The following is a 22,849-nucleotide window of genomic DNA, read 5'->3' on the forward strand; positions in this document are numbered from 1 at the left end:
GCCTCAAGGCAATAGCGGGATTGGCGGCGCAGGGCTAGTACCCTCGGCCGTCGTGCAGCCTAACCCCCGCGGGGGTCAGACCGTTTCGAGCGCGCGTCCGGCCGGGAAGATGCCCGACATGACGATGAAGCCGGGAATGCGGCGGACACGATCGGTCCAGCGACGCAGGGCCGGATAGTCCTGGCGCGCAATACCACCTTCTTCGCTGAGCATCACATAGGGGAAGCAGGCAATGTCGGCGGTGGTGGGATGGGCGGGTGAACAGAGCCAGTCGCGGCCTTCGCGCTCGCCGAACCAGAGGTGTTCATCCATCAGGCGGAAAATGCGGTGGGCGCCCTGCTGGGCCTTTTCGAGGTCGAAATCATAGAACATGCCCAGCGCCAGTCGCGCGGCGGAACTGGTGGCGGTGATGTCGTCGGCCACCGCATGCCAGCGCAGGACCTGGGCAGTAATGGCCGGATCATTAGGGAACCACTGGCCGGTCGCGTCATATTTTTTGGCGAGATAGGCCAGGATCGCCCCGGAATCCGACAGGGTCAGATCATCGTCCTGGAGGACGGGCAGCTGGCCAAAGGGATTGAGGCGCAGGAACGCGTCGGATTTGTGCTGGCGACCGGGATAGAAATCGATCGGGATGACGTCATAGCGCAGCTTGAGAATGCTCATGAGCAGGCGCAGCTTGTAGCAATTGCCCGAGAGCTCGAAGTCGTAAAGGGTGATGCTCATGGCAGGAAATGTCCGGTCCTGGGCTCCCTCCCCCTTGTGGGGAGGGTTGGGGTGGGGGTGTCTGATTGCTGAACTGGTGGGCGCGCAGTGTGTACCATCATATGTCGAGCACCAGACGCTCGGATTTCGCCCTGCTGACGCAGGTCATCATGCAGCTATTGGAGGCTTTTTCGCTGTCGTTGAGATAGACGTCCTGATGGTCGACTTCGCCCTCCATGACCGTGGTCAGGCAGGTGCCGCAGGCGCCCTGTTCGCAGGAGCTGGGAACCGTCAGGCCAGCCTCGCGCATCACTTCGAGAATGGTCTTGCCGGCCGGGACATGAAGGGTCATGGCCGAGCGCGCCAGCTCGATCTCGAACGATGAGCTGTCGTCGATGGTCTTGTCGTTCTTGAAGTATTCAAAGTGGATGGCTTCTTCGGGCCAGTGCTGGGCCGCGGCCGTGCTGCGTACGGTTTCGAGCATGGCGGCGGGGCCGCAGACATAGACGTGCTGGGCCAGGCTCCACGTGCCCAGTGCACTGGCGATGGAGTCGGCGATCTGCGGGCGGGGCAGGCCGGTATGAAGCACCACCTTGCCGTGCAGGGCACCAAGTTCGCTGCGGAAGGCGATCTGCTCATCGGCGCGGGTGAAGTAATGCAGCTCGTAGGGCAGGGCCGACTTGTCGAGGAAACGGGCCATGGACAGCAGGGGCGTGATGCCGATGCCGCCGGCAATCAGCACGGTGCGGGTGGCATCGCGGCGCAGCGGGAAATTGTTGCGCGGCTCGGAAATGGCGAGCACATCACCCTCGCGCACCGTTTCGACCAGCACCTTGGAGCCGCCCGAGCTGGCGCTCTCCTGCTTGACGCCGATGACGTAGCTGAGCAGGTCGCCGGGACCATTGGTGATGGAATATTGCCGGATCAGCCCATTGGGCAGGTGCACATCGATATGGGCGCCCGGCTGGAAGGTGGGCAGGTGGCGGTTGTCGCGGTCGGCCAGCTCAAAGCCGATCACGCCGTCGGCGCTGGCCCATTTGCGCTTGACCACAACGGGCATGGTGGCGCCGCGTGGGATGGCGATATCGGGCATGGTGGCCAGATCGGCCGAGACGCGCTCAAACACGGGTTGCAGCGGGGTGGGAGCCGGCTGGCGTGCGGCGGCGCGTTCAAGGCGGTCGCGCAGCTTGGTCAGGGTTTCATTGATGTGGCGCAGGGTGACGATGGTGTCGGCTGGCTGGCCGGGCAGCAGGCCGCGAATGACCGAACGTCCGGCATCGACGGGCTGGACGAAATAGAGCGTGTCGCCCAAGCGGATCGCCAGGCCGGGCAGGGTCTGGGCTGGCTGATCATCGGGGGCCAGACCGGCAAGGCCGGCCAGCACGGCCTCGGGGGTGGCATTGACCGGCATGGGGCGCAGGGCGAACCAGTCACCGGTCTCGGCACCGGGGAAGGGCGTGAAGGGCTTGTCGTCATTGGCGGCAGACCAGATCAGGCCATAGGCTTCGACCACCGGATAGGTTCGGTTTTCGATGCGGCGGGCTGGCGCATCGGCTGGGTGAGCCGGGATATAGGTGCAGCCGGCCGAGCGGTTCGCATAGCGCCAGCCATGATACTGGCATTTGAGCTCGGCGCCCTCGTTGATGCCGATCGACAGCCGTACGCCGCGATGCAGGCAGCGGTTTTCCCAGACGTTGACATTGCCATCATCGGCGCGCCAGACGGCAAGCTCGCGGCCCAGCAACTGGCCCTGATAGACATGGCGGAAAGGCAGGTCCTCGCTTGAGGCGATGGGGTACCAGCTGGGGTCGGAAAGCGAGAGTGTCATGGATCATCCGAGACGTTTTTCGAGATCGCGCCACGATCGGATGAGGTCGGTTCTGCCGCCCTGGCGTACGGGGCAGCTTGATCTAACTCCCTCCCCTTGATGGGGAGGGTCGGGGTGGGGTGGAGCCGGGAGCTCGGTGCCTGTGAGGAACCCCCACCCTCATTCCCTCCCCACAAGGGGAGGGAGGCGCCGGCTGAGCGCCTCGTGTCATCTTACGACGCCATGGGAATGGTGCCGTAGGTGATGCCTTTCTGGCTGAGCCAGCGGCGGTAGGCGATGGCGGATTTGTCGGCGCGGATCGGGGTTTCGGCGCGCGGATCGAGCGGCAGGCGCTTGGGATACTGGTTTTCCAGAATGGGCTTGTCCTGCCCAAAAATGGTCTGCTGGAAGCGGCGCAGTTCGGTGATGGTGGAAGTGGAGTCGATCATTGACTGCAGCAGATGGGCGCGGCAGCGCTCCTGGGTCATGGGCTGCAGGAAAATGGCGATCACATCGCGGCGCTCGGGCGCCTCGGGCGAGGATTTGTAGAGCACCGAGCAGAAGGGGTGCGGCACGCGATAGACATATTCGACCTCCATGCCATCGGTGGCCGACAGGGCCGCGCGGGGCTGGAAGAACTTGCAGCGGGTGGCCAGCACCTCGTCGCGCTCCTCGGAGACCTCGACGTCGTATTCCTTGACCTCGGTATGGGGTTCGGCACCCAGAATGTCGGTGTGGACATAGGGGAAGTGGCCCATGTCGAGGAAATTCTCGACAGCGCGCGGGGCCGAGACATGCAGGCCAATGGAGCCGCAGCTCATATTGGTGCGATCGGCCTCGGCATATTCGGGAATGGGGAACAGCTCAGCCGGTGGGTGGCCAAAGCTGGTCCAGACATAGCCATAGCCGGTGATGACTGGCAGGCGGTCGATAATGGTTTCGGGGTCGATCTCGTCGCCCTTCTGCTCACTGGTGCGGCGCCATACAACCGGCAAGCCGTCCCGATCGCGGGTGAGGGCGATGGGGGTATCGAGCAGAATGGTGGTTTCAACCTGACCCACGGGCACTTCGTCGGTGGCGGCGATGACCTGCCAGAGGTCGTGGGTGGTCGGATCGATATCGGTCATGGATGGTCTCAACATTTGGGTTCAGCATAAGCGTCATGGCAATGAGTGCCAGCGGAAAATTGAACATGCGGCCATGCGGATTGCTCATGCTGATCGGGCGCGGGAATCATCTAGAGTGGGCCCGAGGGAGACTTGCATGGAATCACAGGTGAAACGGTTTCCGGCGGCAGCGCTGGAGAGCAAGGTTGCGGCGGCGTTGCGGCAGGCCGGGGCGAGCGAGGAGTCGCTGGGTGCAGCGGTGCGGGCCATGCTGCACGCTTCGATGGTGGGCGTGGACAGCCATGGCGTGCGGCTGACCGAGCATTATTGCCAGATGCTGGCGGGCGGGCGGTTGAACAAGAACCCGCAGTTGAGTGTCGATATCCGCGCGGCGGGTAGTGCCATGGTGCATGGCGATGACGGGCTGGGGCATTATGCAGCCTATAAGGCTGTCGAGGTGGGGATCGACCTGGCGCAGAAAGCCGGCGTGGGCGCGGTGGGAATTTCCCATTCCTCCCATCTGGGCGCTGCGGGCGCCTATGCGCTGGCGGGAGCCGAGCAGGGCTATGTGACCTTTGCCACCACCAATACCGATTCCATGGTGGCGCTGTTTGACGGCGCGGCGCGGTTTCATGGCACCAACCCGCTGGCCTTCGCCGCGCCGGTGCCCGACAGCAAACCATGGCTGCTGGATATGGCGACTTCGTCGATCCCGATGAACCGGGTGCTGCTGCATCGCTCACTGGGGCTGGAACTGCCCGAGGGTGTCGCCGCAGATGCGCATGGCGTGGCCACGACCGATCCCGATCGGGCCGACATGCTGCTGCCGCTGGGCGGCGCGGATTATGGCTATAAGGGTGCGGCGCTGGCCGGGGTGGCAACACTGTTCTCGGCGCTGCTGACCGGCACCACGCTCGATAGTGATTTCATCCCGATGTATGGCGGCGATGATATTTCGACACCACGCAATATGGGGCATTTCGTGCTGGTAGTGGACCCCGACAAGTTTGTCGGGCGCGACATGTTCGGCATGATGATCACACGCTATCTGTCCAGCCTGCGCGCAGCGCCGGTGCGGCCGGGCGGCGAGCGGGTGATGGCACCGGGTGATCGCGAGTGGGAAACAGTGGCCCAACGTGAAGAGCAGGGTGTGCCCGTGGATCCCGATACCGAGCGGTTCCTGGGCCTATAGGGGCGCGGGCCGTCTGCGTTTGCCCGTGGCAGGCGATTTCAGTCGATGTCGAGCAGCAGGGCGCGGTGGTCGGAGACCTCGGGCTGGGCGACAACGTCGAAAGCTTTGACCGCCACGTCGGGAGTCACCAGCATGTAGTCGGCATAGCGGCCGGGCTTTTCATAGTGCGACGTTCGGGTGTCGGTGAAGCCATTGGTGGTGACCAGATCGCGCAGGCCCAGACGGGCCAGTGCCGGGAAGGTCACGCTATCGGGCAGCACATTGAAATCACCGCAGACCACCAGCCGTTCGTCGCCGGGCCAGACGCGTTCGATGAGATTGACCAGCGCATCGGCCTGAACGTGACGGGCCGGGGTGTCGGCCTTGCCGCTGGTTTCGCGCAGCCCATGCATCTGGGCGATGGTCAGAGGCGCGCAAGTGGCGGGATCAAGAATGCGCAGGCAGTGGGCGTTGCGGGCTCGGGGATGCTCGCCCCAGCCGTCGGGCGTATAGTGCCCGTGCACGAAATCGACGGTCTGGGCCATGACCGGGATGGTCTTGCGTACAAAGGTGGCCAGCCCGAACTGGGAGGGGAGCAGCGCCTCGCCATCATAGAGCGGGCCGCTGGCAGTGGGGCAGAACACGCCGTCATGACCGGGCAGAACCGCTGCCACTTCATCAAAGAAATTGGCGCGCTGGGGCAGTTCGAGGCCCGGCTCGCGATAGATCAGCCAGGCGGAGCGCGCCGTCGGCGTGCGCGAGAGCTCCTGCAGGCAGACGATATCGGCGTCGATCTCGGCCAGATATTGCAGGACCGGCGCGTGCAGCTTGCCGGCCCATGCATTGAGCGAGACGATGCGCATGCCTAGTCTTCGCGATAGATGTCGAAGGGACCAAAGGCCTGGGTGGTGGCCATGACCTGCAGCCGGTTGACGTTGACGTGTTCGGGCAGCGTGGTGCTCCAGAAAATGGTCTCGGCAATGTCTTCGGCGTTCATGGCCTTGGTGCCCGAATAGGGCTTGGCCGCCTTTTCCTCGTCGCCCTTGAAGCGGACCAGCGAGAATTCGGTTTCTGTCAGGCCCGGTTCAATATTGGTGACGCGGATATTCTTGCCCTGAACGTCCGAGCGCAGGTTGAGCGCAAACTGCTTCACGAATGCCTTGGTGGCGCCATAGACCGAACCACCGGGATAGGGATAGTCGCCAGCCACCGAGCCCAGGGTGACGATATGGCCGCCGCCGCGATGGATCATGCCGGGCAGCAGGGCGCGCACGGTATAGGCCAGTCCCGTCACATTGGTGGCGATCATGGTTTCCCAGTCGGTGACGTCGGTTTCGGCAGCGGGCTGCAGGCCCAGCGCCAGACCGGCATTGGCCAGCACGACATTGATATTGGCAAAGGGCGGGGGCAGATCGGCGATGGCCGCGTCGATGGCGGCGCGATCCTGCACGTCGAGCTGGATGATATGGCAGTTCTCGGCGCCCAGATCGATCTGCAGATCCACCAGACGATCCCAGCGCCGACCGGTGGCGACAACCTTGGCGCCCGCTGCAACGTAGCGGCGTGCAGCGGCAGCGCCGAAACCGGAGGTTGCACCGGTGATGAAAACGACGAAGCGGCTGGGATCAAGCAGCTGGTACATGGCAATGTCCTGGGAGAAAGTCCGAATGCAAACAGGTTGGACCGGCAGGGCGCGCGGCGTCAACTGAAACGGTCCGATGGCGTGCCTTTCCAAATTGTAATGTGATTACCAAGTGCTCACGTGCTCGAAGAGATTTGCGCTATTATGATGGTGCCAATCAGATTTGGGGTGATGCGGCTTGAAGACCTTGGCAAAATGGCTGGTGGTATTGGTGGTTCTGGCAGGCGCTGGTGGCGCAGCCTGGTGGTATTTCCTGGCAACACCGCAGGCGGCAACAGTGCCGACCACGGTAACCCCGTCACGCGGCGACATTGAACAGACCGTGCTGGCCTCGGGTGTGCTGCAGGCCAATTCGCTGGTCAGCGTGGGCGCCGAAGTGTCCGGGCGGATCGAAGCAGTGCATGTGTCGCTGGGACAGGACGTCAAGAAGGGCGATCTGATCGCCGAGATCGACAGTCTTGATCAGGAGAATGCGGTCAAGACCGCCCAGGCCGTGCTGGCCGGGATCGAGGCGCAGAAGCGCAGCCAGGAAGCCAGTCTGGTCAAGGCCACTGCAACGCTCAAGCGCAACCAGCAGCTCAATGCCAATAGCCTGGTGTCTCAGACCGATCTGGAAACGGCACAGGCTGCCGTGGATTCGGCGCAGGCGCAGATCGATCAGCTTGATGCGCAGATTGCCCAGGCAGAATTGAGCGTGGAATCGGCCGAACTCAATGTGGCGCGCACCAAGATCGTTGCCCCCAATGACGGCACCGTAGTGGCCCTGCTGGTGGAGCAGGGGCAGACGGTCAACGCCAATTCGACCATCCCCACCATCGTCAAGATTGCCGATCTTGATACCATGGTGATCAAGGCGGAAATCTCGGAAGCCGATGTGGTGCGGGTGCAGGCCGGACAACGGGTCTATTTCACCATTCTGGGTGAGCCCGATGTGCAGATCGATGCCGAACTGCGCGAAGTGGAGCCCGCGCCGACCTCGATCAATTCCGACACCAGCTCCAATGACAGCGCGGTCTATTACAACGGGCTGTTCGATGTGCCGAACCCCGATCACAAGCTGCGCATTTCGATGACCGCGCAGGTGACCATCGTGCTTGCTGAAGCGCGCGATGCGCTGACCCTGAGCTCGGCGCTGGTGACGCGCAAGGATCCGCGCGGCAATAGCGTGGTGATGGTCTATGACCCCGATACCAAAGAAGTCGAGCCGCGCCGCATCGAGGTGGGGCTGAACAACAACATCATGGCCGAGATCAAGAGCGGTCTGGATGAGAGTGATCAGGTTGTCACCAGCGCGACGGCTGGCGGCCGCGGCGGACAGGCCGGTGGCGGCGCACCGGGTGGCAATCGCTTTGGTGGTGGCGGATTGCTGGGTGGTGGCCGTCCGTGAGTGATCCGATCATCTCGATCCGTGGGCTGACGCGCCGGTTCCAGACCGGGGCGGAGAGCGTCACCGTGCTCAAGGAAGTCGATCTCGATATCGAGCAGGGCGAGCTGGTGGCCATTATCGGCCAGTCGGGCTCGGGCAAGTCGACGCTGATGAACATTCTGGGGTGCCTGGATCGTCCCAGTGCGGGCACCTACAGCTTTGCCGGCAAGGAAGTGGGTCGGCTGGGTCCCGATGCCCTGGCGGCCCTGCGGCGCGAGCATTTCGGCTTTATTTTTCAGCGCTATCAATTGCTGCCCGATCTCGATGCCATCGAGAATGTGGCGATGCCGGCGGTTTATGCCGGGGTGGATGGCGAGGCGCGGCGCGAGCGCGCCATTGCGCTGTTGACCCGGCTGGGGCTGGGCGAGCGCCTGACCCATCGCCCCAATGCGCTTTCGGGCGGCCAGCAGCAGCGCGTCAGCGTGGCGCGGGCGCTGATGAATGGCGGCGAAGTCATTCTGGCCGACGAGCCGACGGGCGCACTGGATTCGCGCAGCGGCAAGGAATTGCTGGCCCTGCTCAGCGAGTTGCATCAGGACGGGCACACCATCATCATCGTCACCCATGATCCGGCCGTGGCCGCACTGACCAATCGGGTGATCGAGATTTCCGACGGCGTGATTGTCTCGGACACCCGCAGCGGCGATGACCGTCCGGCAGTCAGCCCGAAGGCGCCGATGCGCAAGATTGCGCGTTGGCGCGAAGGCATTGATCGCAGTGTCGAAGCGCTGCGCATGGCGCTGCGGGCGATGATCGCCCACAAGATGCGCACCTTTCTGACCATGCTGGGCATCATTATCGGCATTGCCTCGGTGGTCAGCGTGGTGGCGCTGGGGCAGGGCAGCCAGCAGACGGTGCTGGACAATATTTCCTCGATCGGCACCAATACCATCAATGTATATCCCGGCACCGGGTTCGGTGACCGGCGATCAGGCCGCATTGAAACGCTGATGCCCACCGATGCCGATGCGCTGGCCCAGCAACCCTTTGCGGACAGCGTGACCCCACAGGTGTCGAGCAATGCCACGGTGCTGTTCCGCAATACCTCGTCCAACGCGACTGTGACGGGGGTGGGCGAGCAGTATTTCCAGGTCAATGGCCGCAGCTTTGCTGAGGGTGTTGGCTTCAACACGACCAGCGTTGCCCAGCGCACCCAGGAAGCGGTGATCGACGGCAATGCGCGCGACGCGATCTTTGTGAATGGTGAAGACCCGATCGGTCAGGTCATCATGCTGGGCAAGGTGCCGGTGCGGGTGATCGGCGTGGTCGAGACGGTGTCCGGCTTTGGCCCGGGCGGCAATTCAGCCAATGTCTATGTGCCCTATACCACCGCGATGGACCGCATTCTGGGTCAGGCGCATCTGAGCTCGATCGCGATCCGGGTGGCCGATGACTTCGACATGGCGCAGGCTGAAACCGACATCACCGAGCTGGTGACGCGGCTGCATGGCGGCACGGCCGACTTCTTTTTGATGAACACCGACACGATCCGCGACACCATCCAGTCGACCTCGGCGACGCTGACGCTGCTGATTTCGACCATTGCGATCATCTCGCTGGTGGTGGGCGGTATCGGGGTGATGAACATCATGCTGGTGTCGGTATCCGAGCGCACCAAGGAGATCGGTATCCGCATGGCGGTAGGCGCGCGGCGCGGCGACATCCTGCGCCAGTTCCTGATCGAGGCGGTGCTGGTGTGCTTTGTCGGCGGTGGGGCCGGGGTGGGGCTGAGTTTTGCCCTGGGGGCCTTGCTGACCATGCTGGTGCCGGGCGCGACCATGGCCTATTCGGCAGAATCAATGGTGCTGGCGATTGCCTCGGCCAGCCTGATCGGCGTGGTGTTCGGCTTCATGCCAGCGCGCTCCGCGGCCCGGCTGGACCCGGTGGAGGCCCTGGCCCGCGAATAGCGCGCTGGCGGCTTCGCGGCTCTTCATCACTTTTTGCTGCAGGCGCGCAGGGCGCTTGTGTGCGCCCCCGTGCTCACGGTAAACTGTGGGTTCAACGTCTGGGACGGACGGACATCTGTTGGTCCGAGCGCAGCGTGATTAACGCAATGTTGTCGCTCTGGATGACAATGTAAGCTTCTGCCTATCTGGTTGAAGCGTAACGGGCGGGATTGGTTCACTGCATATAGCGCGTCGAGTATTGAGTTTTTGCGCCTTGTGCGTGGCGGCCACCAGTCTGGGTATGGCCGCTGCACCTGTTGCTGCATTTGAAATTTTTGGCCTCAAGCTGTTCGAAGACCCCAATGCGGTCGACGCTGAGGTGGTGATTGCGGACCCGCAGCCCTATGTGGTCAGCGTGGCGGTCAATGGCGACGGCGCGCTTGAAAGCGTGGTACGCAATGCGTCCTCGCTGGTGGCCGATGAAACCAAGCCTGCCTCGGGCGCGGCCGGGCTGCTGGCCAAGGCGCGGGGCGATTATCGCCGGCTGGTCGCGGCGCTTTACAATGAAGGCTATTATGGCGGCGTGGTGAGCATCCGCGTGGGTGGTCAGGAAGCGGCCAAGCTGGCCCCTGACGTCAACCTGCCCGATCCGGTCGATGTGGCCATTGTGGTCGAGCCGGGCCCCCTGTTCCGCTTCAACAGCGTTGATGTGGTCAATGCGGCGCCGATCACCAGCGATCCGTTTGATTTTGTGCCGCCGCCATCGACGCGCGGTTTCGGTCGTGGCGAGATCGCCAGGTCCAGCGTCATTCTGCAGGCCGAGCAGCTGGCCCTGCGCGCCTGGCGACAGCAGGGTTTTCCTAAGGCTGTCATTGCCAGCCGCGAAGTGGTGGCCGACCATGCCAATAGCAGCGTGGATGTGACCATCACGGTCAATCCCGGTCGCAAGGCGGCCTTTGGCGATGTGACCGTGACCGGCACCGAGCGGATGGACCCCGAATTCGTGCGGCGTCAAACCGGGCTTGTGGTCGGCGAAGAGTATGATCCGGATACGCTGGCCCTGGCGCAAAAGCGGCTGGACCGGCTCGAAGTATTCCGCGCAGCGCGGCTCGAGGCAGCTGAATCCATCGGCGTTGACGGGCTGCTGCCCTATACGCTGATTGTCCAGGAACTGCCCGGCGCACGCTTTGGCGTGGGCGCAAACTATTCCTCGATCGATGGGCTGGGCGTTGAGGGCTATCACCTGTGGCGCAATCTGTTCGGTCAGGCCGAACGGCTGCGGCTTGATGCGCGGATCGCCAGCATCGCCTATCCGATCGATACCGAGCAGTTCGACTATTCCTTTGGCGGCACCTTCACCAAGCCGGGCATTTTCACGCCCGATACCGATCTGGTGGCGGCGGTGGCGGCCGAGCGAACGATCTATCCGACCTATACCGAAACATCGGCATCGGGGCGGCTGGGGCTGACGCATATCTTCTCCGACGAAATCACCATTGAAGGCGGCGCGTCGCTGGAGCGCAGCCGGTTTGACGACAGTTTCGGCACGCGCGACTTCACTACGGCGGGGCTCTATGGCGGTGCCACGCTGGACTTCCGCAATGACCGGGTCGATGCGACCGCGGGCTGGTATGCCCAGGCCAGTGTCGAGCCGTTCTATGAATTCCGCTTCGCCAATGCCGGCGCGCGGGTGACGCTGGAAGGCCGGACCTATTTCGGTTTTGGCGAGAATGATCCGTTCGTTCTGGCGGGCCGGATCAAGGGCGGTGCCCTGGTGGGGCCGGCCCTGTCGGAAATCTCGCCAGACAAGCTGTTCTTTGCCGGCGGCGGCGGATCGGTGCGTGGCTATGGCTACAAGTCGATTGGCGTCAATGATGGTGCGGGCAATGTGACCGGCGGGCGCTATCTGCTCGAAGGATCGCTCGAAGCGCGTATGCGTATCAACGAAGCCTTCGGCATTGTCGGGTTCCTCGACGGTGGCTATGTGGCCGCCGATGTGTTCCCGAGCATTGATGATCTGCGCCTGGGGGCAGGTGCCGGCCTGCGCTATTACACAGGGCTTGGCCCATTGCGACTGGATGCGGCGATCCCGCTGAACAAGAAGCCGGGTGACGCTGATTATGCCGTCTATGTCGGCATCGGGCAGGCCTTCTGATGCGGCGTTTTCTGATTGCCTTGCTGGTCCTTGTGGGCCTTGGCGTGCCTGCGGCCCTGGTGGCGCAGGACGTGCTCAATATGGACAATGATGCGCAGAAGGACTGGTTGACCAGTTTTGTGCAGGATCAGTTGTCGACCCCTGAGCGCCAGATCCGGCTATCCAATATCGATGGTGTGCTGGGCTCGGATGTCTCGGTGCGTGAAATCACCATTTCCGATGCCGAAGGCGTCTGGCTGCGGGTGAACAATGCGCAGCTGAACTGGAACCAGGCCGCGCTGTTCCTCGGCCGGCTCGAAGTCCGTTCGCTGACCGCCGATTCGATCGATTATCTGCGCAATGCGGTGCCCAGTGATCAGGTTGATCTGCCACCAGCGGAAGAGGGTGGCTTTGTCGTGCCCGAATTCCCCGTGGCCATTCAGCTTGAACAGCTCAGCGTGCCCCAGGTGAGCTTTGGTGAAAGCGTCTTCGGGCTGGGTTCACAGGTGTCTCTGGAAGGCGCGTTCTCGCTTGATGGGGGCAATTTGAACACCAGTCTGGACATTGTCCGGCTTGATGGGCCGGGCGGCACGCTCAATCTGGATCTGGCCTATGCGCAGGGCGACAGCAATCTTGACCTGGGGTTGTCGCTGGTGGAGCCCGAAGACGGGGTGATTGCCAATCTGCTCAATATTGAAGGGCGCCCGGCGGTCACGCTGACGCTCAATGGCAAGGGCCCGGTCGGCGATCTGCGCACCGAACTTGAACTGCAGGCCAATGGCCAGACCGCGTTGAGCGGCGTGGCGACTGTGCGGCAGCAGGCCGAGGGTTTTGGCGTCGATGCCGATCTGCGCGGTCCCCTGTCGAACCTGATGGCGCAGGCCTATCAGCCATTTTTTGGTGCCGAGACGGCTTTGAGTGCCAATGCGCTGGTGCGCAATGATGGCGGGCTGTCTATCAGCGGACTGCGCCTGAGTGGCGGACAATTGCAGCTTGAGGCTTCGGCCGAAACCACGACTGACAGCTTTTTGCGTGAGCTGACCCTCAATGCCATGATCAGTGATCCGGCAGGCAGCGCGGTGACGCTGCCGGTGGCGGGGGCGTCGACCAAGGTGCGTTCAGCCCAACTGACGGTTGATTATGGCGGGGCCGTCGGCAATGGCGCACCGCAGGAATGGCGCGCCAACCTCAATGTGAGCGGTTTTTCCCAGCCGGGCCTGACGGCAGATACCCTGGCGCTGGCCGTCGATGGTGTGGCGACCGCGCTCGATGATCCAACGGCGCGTATGGTGACCTTCAATGGTGATGGCTCGCTGAGCGGCATTGCGGCCGATGCTGCTATCGAAGCCGCGCTGGGCGATGAAATCGGCATTGGTATTGCCGGGCTCTACAAGGCGGGTGAGCCGGTGCAACTGGCGCAGTTGCGGGTGGTCGGCAAGGCGCTGACGGCGGCTCTGTCGGGTCAGCTGGATGGATTGAATTTTACCGGCGATATCGGGCTGGAAACGGCCAGCATTGCGCCGTTCTCCGGACTGGCGGATCGTGATCTGTCCGGCGGGCTGACGCTGGCGGCCAAGGGGACCGTCAAGCCGCTCACCGGTGGTTTTGATCTGACGCTGGATGGTACGGGCCGCGATCTGGCGATTGGCGACGAGATTGCCGATGATCTGCTGGCCGGCACGGTCAAGCTCTCGGGCCGGGTGGCGCGCAGCAAGGCGGGCCTGACCGCTGATAATTTTCGCATCGCCAACACCCAGGTTCAGCTGCTGGCCGACGGCACCTATTCCAGCGTGCTGGCCGATTTCGCGTTCAATCTGGATCTGAGTGACCTGTCGCTGCTGTCCGACCAGGCCAGTGGTGCGCTCAGCGTGGTGGGCACGGCCAAGGGCATGGACGATGTGATCGATCTTGATCTCAACGCCAGTGTCCCGGCTGGACAATTGGCTGATCGGGCGCTGCGCGAGGGTGCGCTGCGGTTTGCCGGGCAATATCGCGGCGAGGTGCTGAGCGGCAAGATTTCCGGCGCGGCAGCACTGGATGGCTATCGCACGACACTGGCAGCGGACGTCAATGTGGCGCCAGCCGAGCAGTCGCTGGCCAATATCGACTTTCAGGCAGGCGGGACGCGGATCAGCGGCGGGCTGACACGCACCGAACTGACCGGGCTGATCAATGGCGGGCTCAGCGTGGTGTCGCCGGACGTGTCAGTGGCGGCAGCATTGGCGCTGCTCGATGCCAGTGGTTCGGTCAATGCCGAGATTACCCTGACGCCGGTCAAGGCCAAGCAAAGTGCCAGCATTCGCGGTGATGTGCGGGCGCTCAGCGTCAACGACATCCGGGTTGGCGCTGCCGACATCAATGCCAGCATTGCCGATCTGTTCGGGGTGCCCGTGATCAATGGCGCCATCAATGGCAGCAATATTGCCGCTGCGGGCGTCGATATCGATACGCTGAGCGCGCGGGCCAACCAGACGGGCGAGACCACCGCTTTTGACGCGCAGGCCGCGCTGGCAACAGGCACCGATGTCGATCTGGCGGGGTCGCTGACCCCGGTCGATGGCGGCTATCGTCTGGCGCTGGATCGGGCGCAATTGCAGCAGGGCACGCTCTCGGCGGCTCTGGCACAGCCAACCGTGCTGGAAGTTGCCGGTTCCGATGTGCGGCTTGATGCAGTGCGGTTCAATGTGGGATCGGGGTCGATCACGGCAAGCGGGTCGGCTGGCGAGGTGATCGACATCGCGCTCGACATCAATGCGCTGCCGCTATCGGTGGCCAACGCCGTGGCGCCCGAGCTGGGCCTGAGCGGCACGCTGAGCGGGCAGGCCCAGATCTCGGGTTCGGGCAGTGATCCCCAAGTGCGGTTCACCACCCAGGCCCAGGGCATTGGCGCTGCCGCCATCAATGATTTCGGTATTGCGCCGCTCAGCCTGACGGCCAATGGCAGCTTTGCCAATGGCAGTGTGTCGCTGGCCTCGCTGACGGCCAATGGCGCGGGCGGGTTGACCATAAGCGGTTCGGGCACGGTGCCCCTGAGCGGCAATGGCCTGAGCGTATCGGTGACCGGTTCGGCGCCGCTGGTACTGGCCAATCGCTTTGTTGCTGATCGCGGTGGCCAGTTGAGCGGTGTGGTCAACCTGAACGCCCAGGTCACGGGCAGTTTGGACAATCCGCAATTTGGCGGCCGGGTATCGACAAGTGGCGCTGGCTATATCGATCCTGAACTCAATTTCCGCATGCAGGGCATTACCGGTTCGGCAAGCCTGAATGGCGACCGGCTGGTGATCGAACAGCTTTCGACCAATCTGGCGCGTGGCGGCTCGGTGTCGGCCTCTGGCTCGGTGGGGCTGAGCGGTGGTTATCCCGCCGATATTCGCGTGGCGCTGAATTCAGTGCGCTATGCCGATGGCAATCTGTTTGTGGCGACGGTGGGGGGCAATCTTACCCTGACAGGCAATCTGACCGGCTCATCGCTGCTGGCCGGCGACGTGCGGGTGGAAGAAGCCAATATCACCGTGCCGGAGAATTTTGGTTCTGGCGCCGACCTGATCAATGTCGAACACGTGCGCGCCCCCGCTGCGGTGGAACGCACGCTGGCGCGTGCCCGGATCGACGAGACCAGTGGCGCGCCCATTCCGCAGACGCGCTCGCCGGGCATGCTGCTCGACATCAAGATCAGCGCGCCCAACCAGATCTTCATCCGCGGCCGTGGGCTTGATGCCGAAGTGGGTGGCTCGGTGCGGGTCACCGGTCCGATCGGCAATATCCAGCCGGTGGGTGCGTTTTCGCTCAATCGCGGCCGCTTGGCGATCCTGGGGCAGCGCGTGACATTTGAATCCGGTCAGGTCACCCTGGTGGGCGACCTTGATCCCATGCTGAACCTGATTGCCGTCACCGAGGGTGAGGGGATTACGGTCTATGTGACCGTATCGGGCCGCGCCTCCAATATCGATGTGAGCTTTTCCTCCAGCCCGGCCCTGCCGCAGGATGAAGTGCTCAGCCGGCTGATCTTCAAGCGCTCGATGAGCGAGCTGTCGCCACTGCAGCTGGCCAAGCTGGCAGCTGCGGCCGCCGAGTTGGTGGGTGGCGGTGGCAATGGGCTGGTGGACAGCCTGCGCGGCGCTGCGGGGCTGGATGATCTCGATATCGTCACCGATGCCGATGGCAATGTCGCGGTTCAGGCGGGTACCTATTTGCAGGACAATGTCTATCTGGGCGTGCAGGCCGGGGCCGGCGGGCAGAGCAAGGTGACCATCAATCTCGATGTCACCAGCGATCTCAAGGTGACGGGTTCGGCCAGCCAGGACGGCAATTCGAGCGTCGGCGTCTATTACGAGAAAGACTACTAGATCCCAACCCAATGAGGGCGCGATGAGCTTCTGGGACCAGCGCTATGACCGGGCCGAATATGTGTTCGGCGAAGCGCCCAACGCCTTTCTGGCGGCCAATGCGGAGCGTCTGAAGGGTTATGGTTCGGCGCTGGCCGTTGCTGATGGCGAGGGCCGCAATGGCGTGTTCCTGGCTGAACAGGGGCTGGACGTGCTGGCCGTGGATGCCTCGCCAATTGGTTTGGCCAAGGCCGATCAGCTGGCCACAAGGCGGGGCGTGACGCTGACCACGCAATGCCTGGATATCGGTGCCTATGACTGGCCCGAAGCCCGGTTCGATGTGGTGGCCGCCATCTTTATCCAGTTCGCGCCGCCCGCCATGCGCGACGCGATGTTTGCCGGCATGGTGCGCACCCTCAAGCCGGGTGGTCTGCTGTTGCTTGAAGGCTATCGCCCCGAGCAACTCGGCTATGGCACGGGCGGGCCGGGGCAGCTCGAGAACCTTTATACCGAGGCGCTGCTGCGCGCGCGCTTTGGTGCGCTCGAGATCATCTCGCTAGAGAGCTATGATGCCGAACTGAGCGAGGGATCCGCGCATGCCGGGCCGTCCGCCCTGATCGATCTGGTGGCGCGCAAGCCAGCCTAGGGATTTGCCTCTGGCTATCCTCCCCCCGAAAAGGGGGAGGAACAGATCGCGTCAGACTTAGCCAATCTTGACTACTGCGCGCCGCCGGTCTTGGCGGCCTTGGCCTCGTCATACCACCAGATGGTGGGAAAGCCCGAGGAAAACTCCGGCAGCGGATCGGGGTGGCTGAAACGGTCCCAGCGGGCGATGCGCGAATTGCGCAGGGTGTAGCTGGGGACCATGTAGTGGTGGTGCAGCAGGACGCGGTCGAGCGCCATGCTGGCCGCTTCCTGGGTGGCGCGATCGCCGGCGACGATGATCTTGTCGATCAGGGCGTCAACACCAGGATCGGCAATGCCGGCATAGTTGCGCGAACCTTCTTCATCGACGCTGCCGGAGCCGAAATAGTAGCGCTGTTCATTGCCCAGCGAGAAGGACTGGCTCCAGCCGGTATAGATGACATCGTAGTCGAAGCTGCGCAGGCGGTTGATGTATTGCGGGCTGTCGACCGAGCGGACGCTGACATCGACGCCGATCAGCGCCAGATTGGCGACCATATTGGCGGCCACGGGTTCGATGGTGGGGCCGTTGAGCAGGATTTCGAAGGTGAAGGGATTGCCCGCCGCGTCGACCAGCTTGGTGCCATTGAGCGTATAACCGGCCTCGTTGAACAGGGTCAGCGCGGTGCGCAGGTTTTCGCGCTGTTTGGCGGAGTCGCCGCCCACCGGGTTTTCATAGGGCTCGGTGAAGACCGATGCGGGCACCAGATCCTTGATCTCGTTGAGGATCTCGAGCTCTTCGCCTTCGGGCAGGCCGCTGGAGGCAAAGGGCAGGCCGAAGAAATAGCTGTCGATGCGATCATACTGGCCAAAGAACAGCGTGTTGCTCAGCTCCTCGAAATTGAAGGCATAGTTGAGCGCCTCGCGCACGCGCTCGTCCTTGAACTTGTCGCGCCGCATATTGGGGATGAAGCCGACGCCGACACCACTACCGGCATAATCCTGGGGGAACAGTTCCTTGATCACCCGGCCATCGGCGACGGCGGGGAAATTGTATGCGGTGGCCCAGCGGCGGGCCTGGTTCTCGCTCCACCAGTCGAACTGGTCACCCTTGAAGGCTTCGAACTGCACGGTCAGATCGAGGAAGTACTCGATCTTGTACTGATCAAAATTGTTGGAGCCGACGCGGGTGGGCTGGTTCAGCCCCCAATAGTCGGGGTCGCGCTGATAGGTGATGGTGCGGCCCGCATCGAAGCTGGCCAGCTGATAGGGCCCCGAGCCCATCGGCGCTTCAAGGGTGGACTGGCCGATATCGCGGGTTTCGCCATTGGCGTCAGTGCCCTCCCACCAGTGCTGGGGCAGCACCAGCATCTGGCCCAGGATCAGCGGCAATTCGCGATTGCCGGTCTGATCGAAGGTGAAGGTGACTTCGCCCGGCGCGGTGACTTCAGCACTGGTGATATTGGCGTAGTACTGCGCCATGTTGGGATTGATCTCGACCAGCGTGTCGAAGGACCACACAACATCCTGGGGCGTGACGGGTTCGCCGTCCTGCCATTTGGCGGCCGGGTCGATGCGGAAGGTGACCGCGCCATAATCGGGGGCGATCTTCAGGCTTGAGGCGATCAGGCCGTAATAGGTGTTCACCTCATCCGAGGAGGGTGTCATCAGGGTCTCATAGACCAGCCCCAGCCCACCGGCCGCCTCGCCCTTGGGCAGGACGGGGTTGAAGGTGTCAAAGCCGCCCATATCGCCAATGCGCACGGTGCCGGTCTTGGGGGCATCGACATTGACGTAGTCGAAATGGGTGTAGTCCGCGCCATATTTGGGCTCGCCGGTCATGGTGAAGGCGTGGGTCCACACATCGGTGGGGGTCTGCGCCAGGGCAGGGGTGGCCAGGCCGGCCATCAGGCCAAGGACGAGGACGGGTGCGAACTTCATCGGACGGCTCCGGAGCTAGAGAACTGGGAAAACAGACTAGGCGCGATCATGGGCGGACAACAGGGGGGTTGCCGCCGATGTGGGCGCGGTGAGGGTGGCGATGTCGAAAGCGGCGGCCATCAGGGTCCTGGTGTAGTCCGATTGCGGCGCGGCAAAGATGGCTGCAGCATCGCCCTGCTCGACGATCTTGCCATTGCGCATGACGATCAGGCGATTGGCCAGGGCGCGGACGACCTTGAGATCGTGGCTGATGAACATATAGGTCAGGCCATGGCGCTGCTGCAGATCGCGCAGCAGGTCCACGACCTGGGCCTGAATGGAGACATCGAGTGCCGAGGTGGGTTCATCGAGCACGACGAATTTGGGTTCGAGCACCATGGCGCGGGCAATGGCGATGCGCTGGCGCTGGCCGCCGGAGAATTCGTGCGGATAGCGAAAGCGCGTTTCGGGCGGCAGGCCCACTTCGCGCAGCGCGGTGACGACACGGGCATCGCGCTCGGCGGCGCTGAGATCGGGGCGATGCACGGCCAGTCCTTCGCCAATGATGCGGTCAACCGACAGGCGCGGGCTGAGCGAGCCGAACGGGTCCTGAAACACGATCTGCAGATCAGCACGCAGCGGGCGCATGGCCTTCCAGGAGCGCGACTGGATTTCGTTGCCCAGCACGACGATCCGGCCCGTGGAGGGCAATAGCCGCAGCAGGGCATAGCCCAGGGTGGATTTGCCGGAACCGGATTCCCCGACCACGCCCAGCGTCTCGCCCTGACGGATGGTCAGATCAACACCATCAACGGCCCGGATATGGCCCTTGGTGCGGCGCAGCAGGCCGCGCTTGATGGGGAACCACACCTTGAGGTCGCTGACGTCGACAATGGTGGGCGCGCTCTCGTTGCTGGGCGGTGGGGCGCCATGCGGTTCGGCTGCCAGCAGGTGTTGGGTGTAAGCGTGTTGCGGGTTGGCAAACAGCGGGGCGACCGGGCCGGTCTCGACGATTTCGCCTTCGGTCATGACGCAGACGCGGTCGGCGATGGTTTTGACGATGCCCAGATCATGGGTGATGAACAGCATGGCCATGCCCAGACGTTTCTGCAGATCTTTGAGCAGAGTCAGGATCTGCGCCTGCACGGTGACGTCGAGCGCGGTGGTGGGCTCATCGGCAATCAGCAGATCGGGTTCATTGGCCAGCGCCATGGCGATCATGACGCGCTGGCGCTGGCCGCCCGAGAGCTGGTGCGGAAAGGCAGCCAGGCGGCTGGCCGGGTCGGGAATGCCGACGGCATCGAGCAGTTCGAGTGTGCGGGCACGGGCGGCGTTGGCGCGCAGGCCCCGATGGATGGCGAGCACTTCGCCGATCTGGGCCTCTATGGTGTGAACCGGATTGAGCGAGCTCATCGGTTCCTGAAAGATCATCGAAATATCATTGCCGCGCACGGCGCGCAGGTCGTCGGCTGGCGCGGTGATCAGGTCCTGGCCCTTGAACAGGATCTGGCCGGTCAGCTGCGCGCTGGGCGGCAGCAGCTTGAGCACCGACAGGGCGGTGACCGACTTGCCCGACCCGGATTCGCCGACCAGCGCGAGGGTCCCGCCACCCGCGATATCAAAGCTGATATTGCGGGTGGCGGGATTGTCGCCAAAGCGGATGGTCAGGTCGCGGACCGAAAGGAGGGGGGCGCTCATGCGAAGGCCTTGCGGGGGTCAAAGGCATCACGCACAGCCTCGCCGACAAACACCAGCAGGGTCATGATGATGGCGATGGCAAAAAAGCCGGTGAGGCCGAGCCAGGGCGCCTGCAGGTTCTCCTTGCCCTGAAACAGCAGGTCGCCCAGCGAGGGGGTCCCCGGTTCCAGGCCCAGGCCGAGCAGGTCAAGCGAGGTCAGCGTGACCACCGAGCCCGACAGGATGAACGGCATGAACGTCAGGGTGGCGACCATGGCGTTGGGCAGCAAGTGGCGCCACATAATGGTGACATTGGAGACGCCCAGCGCCCGGGCGGCGGCGATATATTCAAAGTTGCGGCCGCGCAGGAATTCGGCGCGCACAATGCCCACCAGCGACACCCAGGAGAACAGCAACAGAATGCCCAGCAAGACCCAGAAGCTGGGGGCGATAATGCTCGAGATGATCAGCAGCAGATAAAGGGCGGGGATGGAGGTCCAGATTTCGATCAGGCGCTGGGCGATCAGATCGAGCCAGCCGCCGAAATAGCCCTGCACAGCGCCCGCCATCAGCCCGATGATCGAGGACAGGATGGTCAGGGTGAAGCCGAACAGGATAGAAATGCGCACGCCATAGAGCAGGCGGGCCAGCACATCATGGGCTTCGCCATCGGTGCCCAGCCAGTGGTAATTGCTCCAATTGCATTCGAGATCATCCACGCCCAGCGGATAGCGCTGACAGGCTTCCTCGCGGCTGAGCATCCAGGTGGGGGCGATGGCGCCGGAGCCGGGCTGGTAGCCGTCCACGGTATTGTAGCTGAAATGAACCGGCGGCCAGATGGCCCAGCCATTGTCGGCGATCTGCTGTTCCATGAAGTCGCCGCGATAGTCGGGCGTGCCCAGAAAGCCGCCAAAGCGGGATTCGGGATAATCGACAAAGGCGGGAAACAGCAGCTCGTTTTGGTAGGACACCACGATGGGGCGATCATTGGCGATGAACTCCGAGCCCAGTGCCAGTACCAGCAGCGCCAGAAAGATCCATAGCGACCACCAGCCCCGGCGATTGGCGCGGAAATTGTCCCAGCGGCGCTGATTGAGCGGGCTGAGCCAGCGGCGGCGGGGCCGGCGCGGCGCGGTGTCGGTCACGGCGCTCATACTTCGCGGCTTTCGAAATCGAGCCGCGGATCAACCCACATATAGGCCAGGTCGGACACCAGCGAGATCACCAGTCCGAGCAGGCTGAAGATGTAGAGCGTGGCAAATACCACCGGATAATCGCGGCTGGCCACCGAGACGAAGCCGAGCAGGCCCAGCCCGTCAAGCGAGAAGATGGTTTCGATCAGCAGGGAGCCACCAAAGAAGGCGCCGACAAAGGCGGCGGGGAAACTGGCAATGATCAGCATCATGGCGTTGCGAAAGACGTGGCGGTAGAGCACCTGATTTTCGGTCAGGCCCTTGGCGCGGGCGGTGGTGACATATTGCTTGCCGATCTCGTCGATGAACGAGTTCTTGGTGAGCAAGGTGGTGGTGGCAAAGGCGCCCAGACCCATGGCAATGATGGGCAGCACCAGATGCCAGAGATAATCGAACAGCCAGAGGTGGAATGGCCAGTTGGCAGCGCCGGTGGAATGCAGGCCGCGGAGCGGGAAAATCGACCAGAAGCTGCCGCCGGCAAACAGGATGATCAGCGCGATGGCGACCAGAAAGCCGGGCACGGCATAGCCGATAATGACAATTGTCGAGGTCCAGACGTCAAAGCGGCTGCCATCGCTGACGGCCTTCTTGATGCCCAGCGGGATGGAAACGCCATAGGCAATCAGCGTCATCCACAGACCCAGCGAGATCGAGACCGGCATCTTCTCCTTGATCAGATCGATCACCGAGATGTCGCGGTAATAGCTGTCACCGAAGTCAAAGCGCAGATAATTCCACAGCATCATGCCGAAGCGTTCGAGCGGTGGCTTGTCGAAGCCGAACTGCTTTTCGATGCGCTCTACCAGTTCGGGCGCCAGACCCTGGCTGCCGCGATAGGCCGAGCCGCTCTTGCCGCCCTGGCCGGGCTGGGCGGTAAAATCGCCGCCCGCGCTGCCGGTGATGCGTTCGGTCATGGAGACGTTCTGGCCTGACAGATTGGCCAGCGCCTGTTCGACCGGGCCGCCGGGGGCGAATTGGGTGATCAGGAACGAAATGGCCATGATGCCGAATACGGTCGGGATCATCAGCAGGATGCGGCGAAGAATATAGGCGCCCATCGGGTCTCCGGGCAGGCAGGTTATCTGGCAAGCTAAGCGCTGCAGGGGGATCGGCGGCAAATCACCTTGCAGTGAAAGGGCTTGGGCACGAGTGCATCATTTTGATGAATTCTTGGCAAGCCGCGCACGGGCGCAAGCGTCCAGTGCGGGGCGGCCATGGTTATGGCTTGCCCCG

General features: G+C 63.2%; 15 protein-coding genes. 6 read left to right on the forward strand and 9 right to left on the reverse strand.

The window, feature by feature from the left end:
• Window positions 1-75: 75 nt before the first annotated feature.
• The 3 genes from AC0L37_RS02925 to AC0L37_RS02935 all read right to left on the reverse strand — a co-directional run bounded on the left by AC0L37_RS02925 (window position 76) and on the right by AC0L37_RS02935 (window position 3,639).
• A complete protein-coding gene (locus AC0L37_RS02925; RefSeq protein ID WP_282222051.1) occupies window positions 76-726 on the reverse strand; it encodes a glutathione S-transferase family protein in 651 nt (216 codons plus the stop codon).
• Between the two features lie 97 nt (window positions 727-823).
• Window positions 824-2,533 carry a Rieske 2Fe-2S domain-containing protein gene (locus tag AC0L37_RS02930; protein WP_282222050.1) on the reverse strand — a complete coding sequence of 570 codons (1,710 nt, stop codon included), beginning with the start codon at window positions 2,531-2,533 and terminating at the stop codon, window positions 824-826.
• A 212-nt stretch (window positions 2,534-2,745) separates the two neighbouring features.
• Complete coding sequence (locus AC0L37_RS02935) at window positions 2,746-3,639, reverse strand: aromatic ring-hydroxylating oxygenase subunit alpha (protein WP_212656959.1); 894 nt, start codon at window positions 3,637-3,639, stop codon at window positions 2,746-2,748.
• 136 nt (window positions 3,640-3,775) lie between these two features.
• On the opposite strand from AC0L37_RS02935, the gene AC0L37_RS02940 reads away from it, so the two are divergent.
• Window positions 3,776-4,810: an Ldh family oxidoreductase gene (locus AC0L37_RS02940; protein WP_282222049.1), complete on the forward strand. Its 1,035-nt coding sequence runs from the start codon at window positions 3,776-3,778 to the stop codon at window positions 4,808-4,810.
• A 38-nt stretch (window positions 4,811-4,848) separates the two neighbouring features.
• Here AC0L37_RS02940 and AC0L37_RS02945 read toward each other — a convergent pair whose 3' ends face one another.
• Window positions 4,849-5,652, reverse strand: coding sequence for an endonuclease/exonuclease/phosphatase family protein (locus AC0L37_RS02945; RefSeq protein WP_282222048.1), 804 nt, complete (start codon window positions 5,650-5,652; stop codon window positions 4,849-4,851).
• Window positions 5,653-5,654: 2 nt separating this feature from the next.
• Window positions 5,655-6,431 (reverse strand): SDR family NAD(P)-dependent oxidoreductase, encoded by a 777-nt coding sequence (locus tag AC0L37_RS02950; protein ID WP_282222047.1) that lies wholly within the window; start codon window positions 6,429-6,431, stop codon window positions 5,655-5,657.
• Between the two features lie 178 nt (window positions 6,432-6,609).
• Between AC0L37_RS02950 and AC0L37_RS02955 the strand changes: the two genes are divergently transcribed.
• The 5 genes from AC0L37_RS02955 to AC0L37_RS02975 all read left to right on the forward strand — a co-directional run bounded on the left by AC0L37_RS02955 (window position 6,610) and on the right by AC0L37_RS02975 (window position 16,848).
• A complete protein-coding gene (locus tag AC0L37_RS02955; RefSeq protein WP_269370346.1) occupies window positions 6,610-7,818 on the forward strand; it encodes an efflux RND transporter periplasmic adaptor subunit in 1,209 nt (402 codons plus the stop codon).
• The gene (locus tag AC0L37_RS02960) at window positions 7,815-9,764 is read left to right on the forward strand and encodes a MacB family efflux pump subunit (RefSeq protein WP_212656964.1); all 1,950 of its coding nucleotides are present in this window, start codon (window positions 7,815-7,817) and stop codon (window positions 9,762-9,764) included. Before AC0L37_RS02955 ends, AC0L37_RS02960 begins: the two co-directional genes overlap by 4 nt.
• Window positions 9,765-10,023: 259 nt before the next feature.
• The gene (locus AC0L37_RS02965; protein ID WP_348984713.1) at window positions 10,024-11,898 is read left to right on the forward strand and encodes an autotransporter assembly complex protein TamA; all 1,875 of its coding nucleotides are present in this window, start codon (window positions 10,024-10,026) and stop codon (window positions 11,896-11,898) included.
• Window positions 11,898-16,223 (forward strand): translocation/assembly module TamB domain-containing protein, encoded by a 4,326-nt coding sequence (locus tag AC0L37_RS02970; RefSeq protein ID WP_282222046.1) that lies wholly within the window; start codon window positions 11,898-11,900, stop codon window positions 16,221-16,223. Before AC0L37_RS02965 ends, AC0L37_RS02970 begins: the two co-directional genes overlap by 1 nt.
• Window positions 16,224-16,245: 22 nt before the next feature.
• Complete coding sequence (locus tag AC0L37_RS02975; RefSeq protein ID WP_269370350.1) at window positions 16,246-16,848, forward strand: class I SAM-dependent methyltransferase; 603 nt, start codon at window positions 16,246-16,248, stop codon at window positions 16,846-16,848.
• 71 nt (window positions 16,849-16,919) lie between these two features.
• On the opposite strand, the gene AC0L37_RS02980 is transcribed toward AC0L37_RS02975, so the two are convergent.
• The 4 genes from AC0L37_RS02980 to AC0L37_RS02995 are packed head-to-tail and all read right to left on the reverse strand — an operon-like array spanning window position 16,920 to window position 22,674.
• Window positions 16,920-18,767, reverse strand: a complete 1,848-nt coding sequence (locus tag AC0L37_RS02980) for an extracellular solute-binding protein (RefSeq protein ID WP_473314214.1) — start codon at window positions 18,765-18,767, stop codon at window positions 16,920-16,922.
• 36 nt (window positions 18,768-18,803) lie between these two features.
• Complete coding sequence (locus AC0L37_RS02985) at window positions 18,804-20,444, reverse strand: ABC transporter ATP-binding protein (protein ID WP_473314217.1); 1,641 nt, start codon at window positions 20,442-20,444, stop codon at window positions 18,804-18,806.
• The gene (locus tag AC0L37_RS02990; protein WP_282222043.1) at window positions 20,441-21,577 is read right to left on the reverse strand and encodes an ABC transporter permease; all 1,137 of its coding nucleotides are present in this window, start codon (window positions 21,575-21,577) and stop codon (window positions 20,441-20,443) included. The genes AC0L37_RS02985 and AC0L37_RS02990 overlap by 4 nt, the downstream gene beginning before the upstream one ends.
• Window positions 21,574-22,674: a microcin C ABC transporter permease YejB gene (locus AC0L37_RS02995; protein WP_269370358.1), complete on the reverse strand. Its 1,101-nt coding sequence runs from the start codon at window positions 22,672-22,674 to the stop codon at window positions 21,574-21,576. The genes AC0L37_RS02990 and AC0L37_RS02995 overlap by 4 nt, the downstream gene beginning before the upstream one ends.
• Window positions 22,675-22,849 lie beyond the last annotated feature (175 nt).

The sequence above is a fragment of the Devosia sp. J2-20 genome (genome assembly GCF_055808475.1).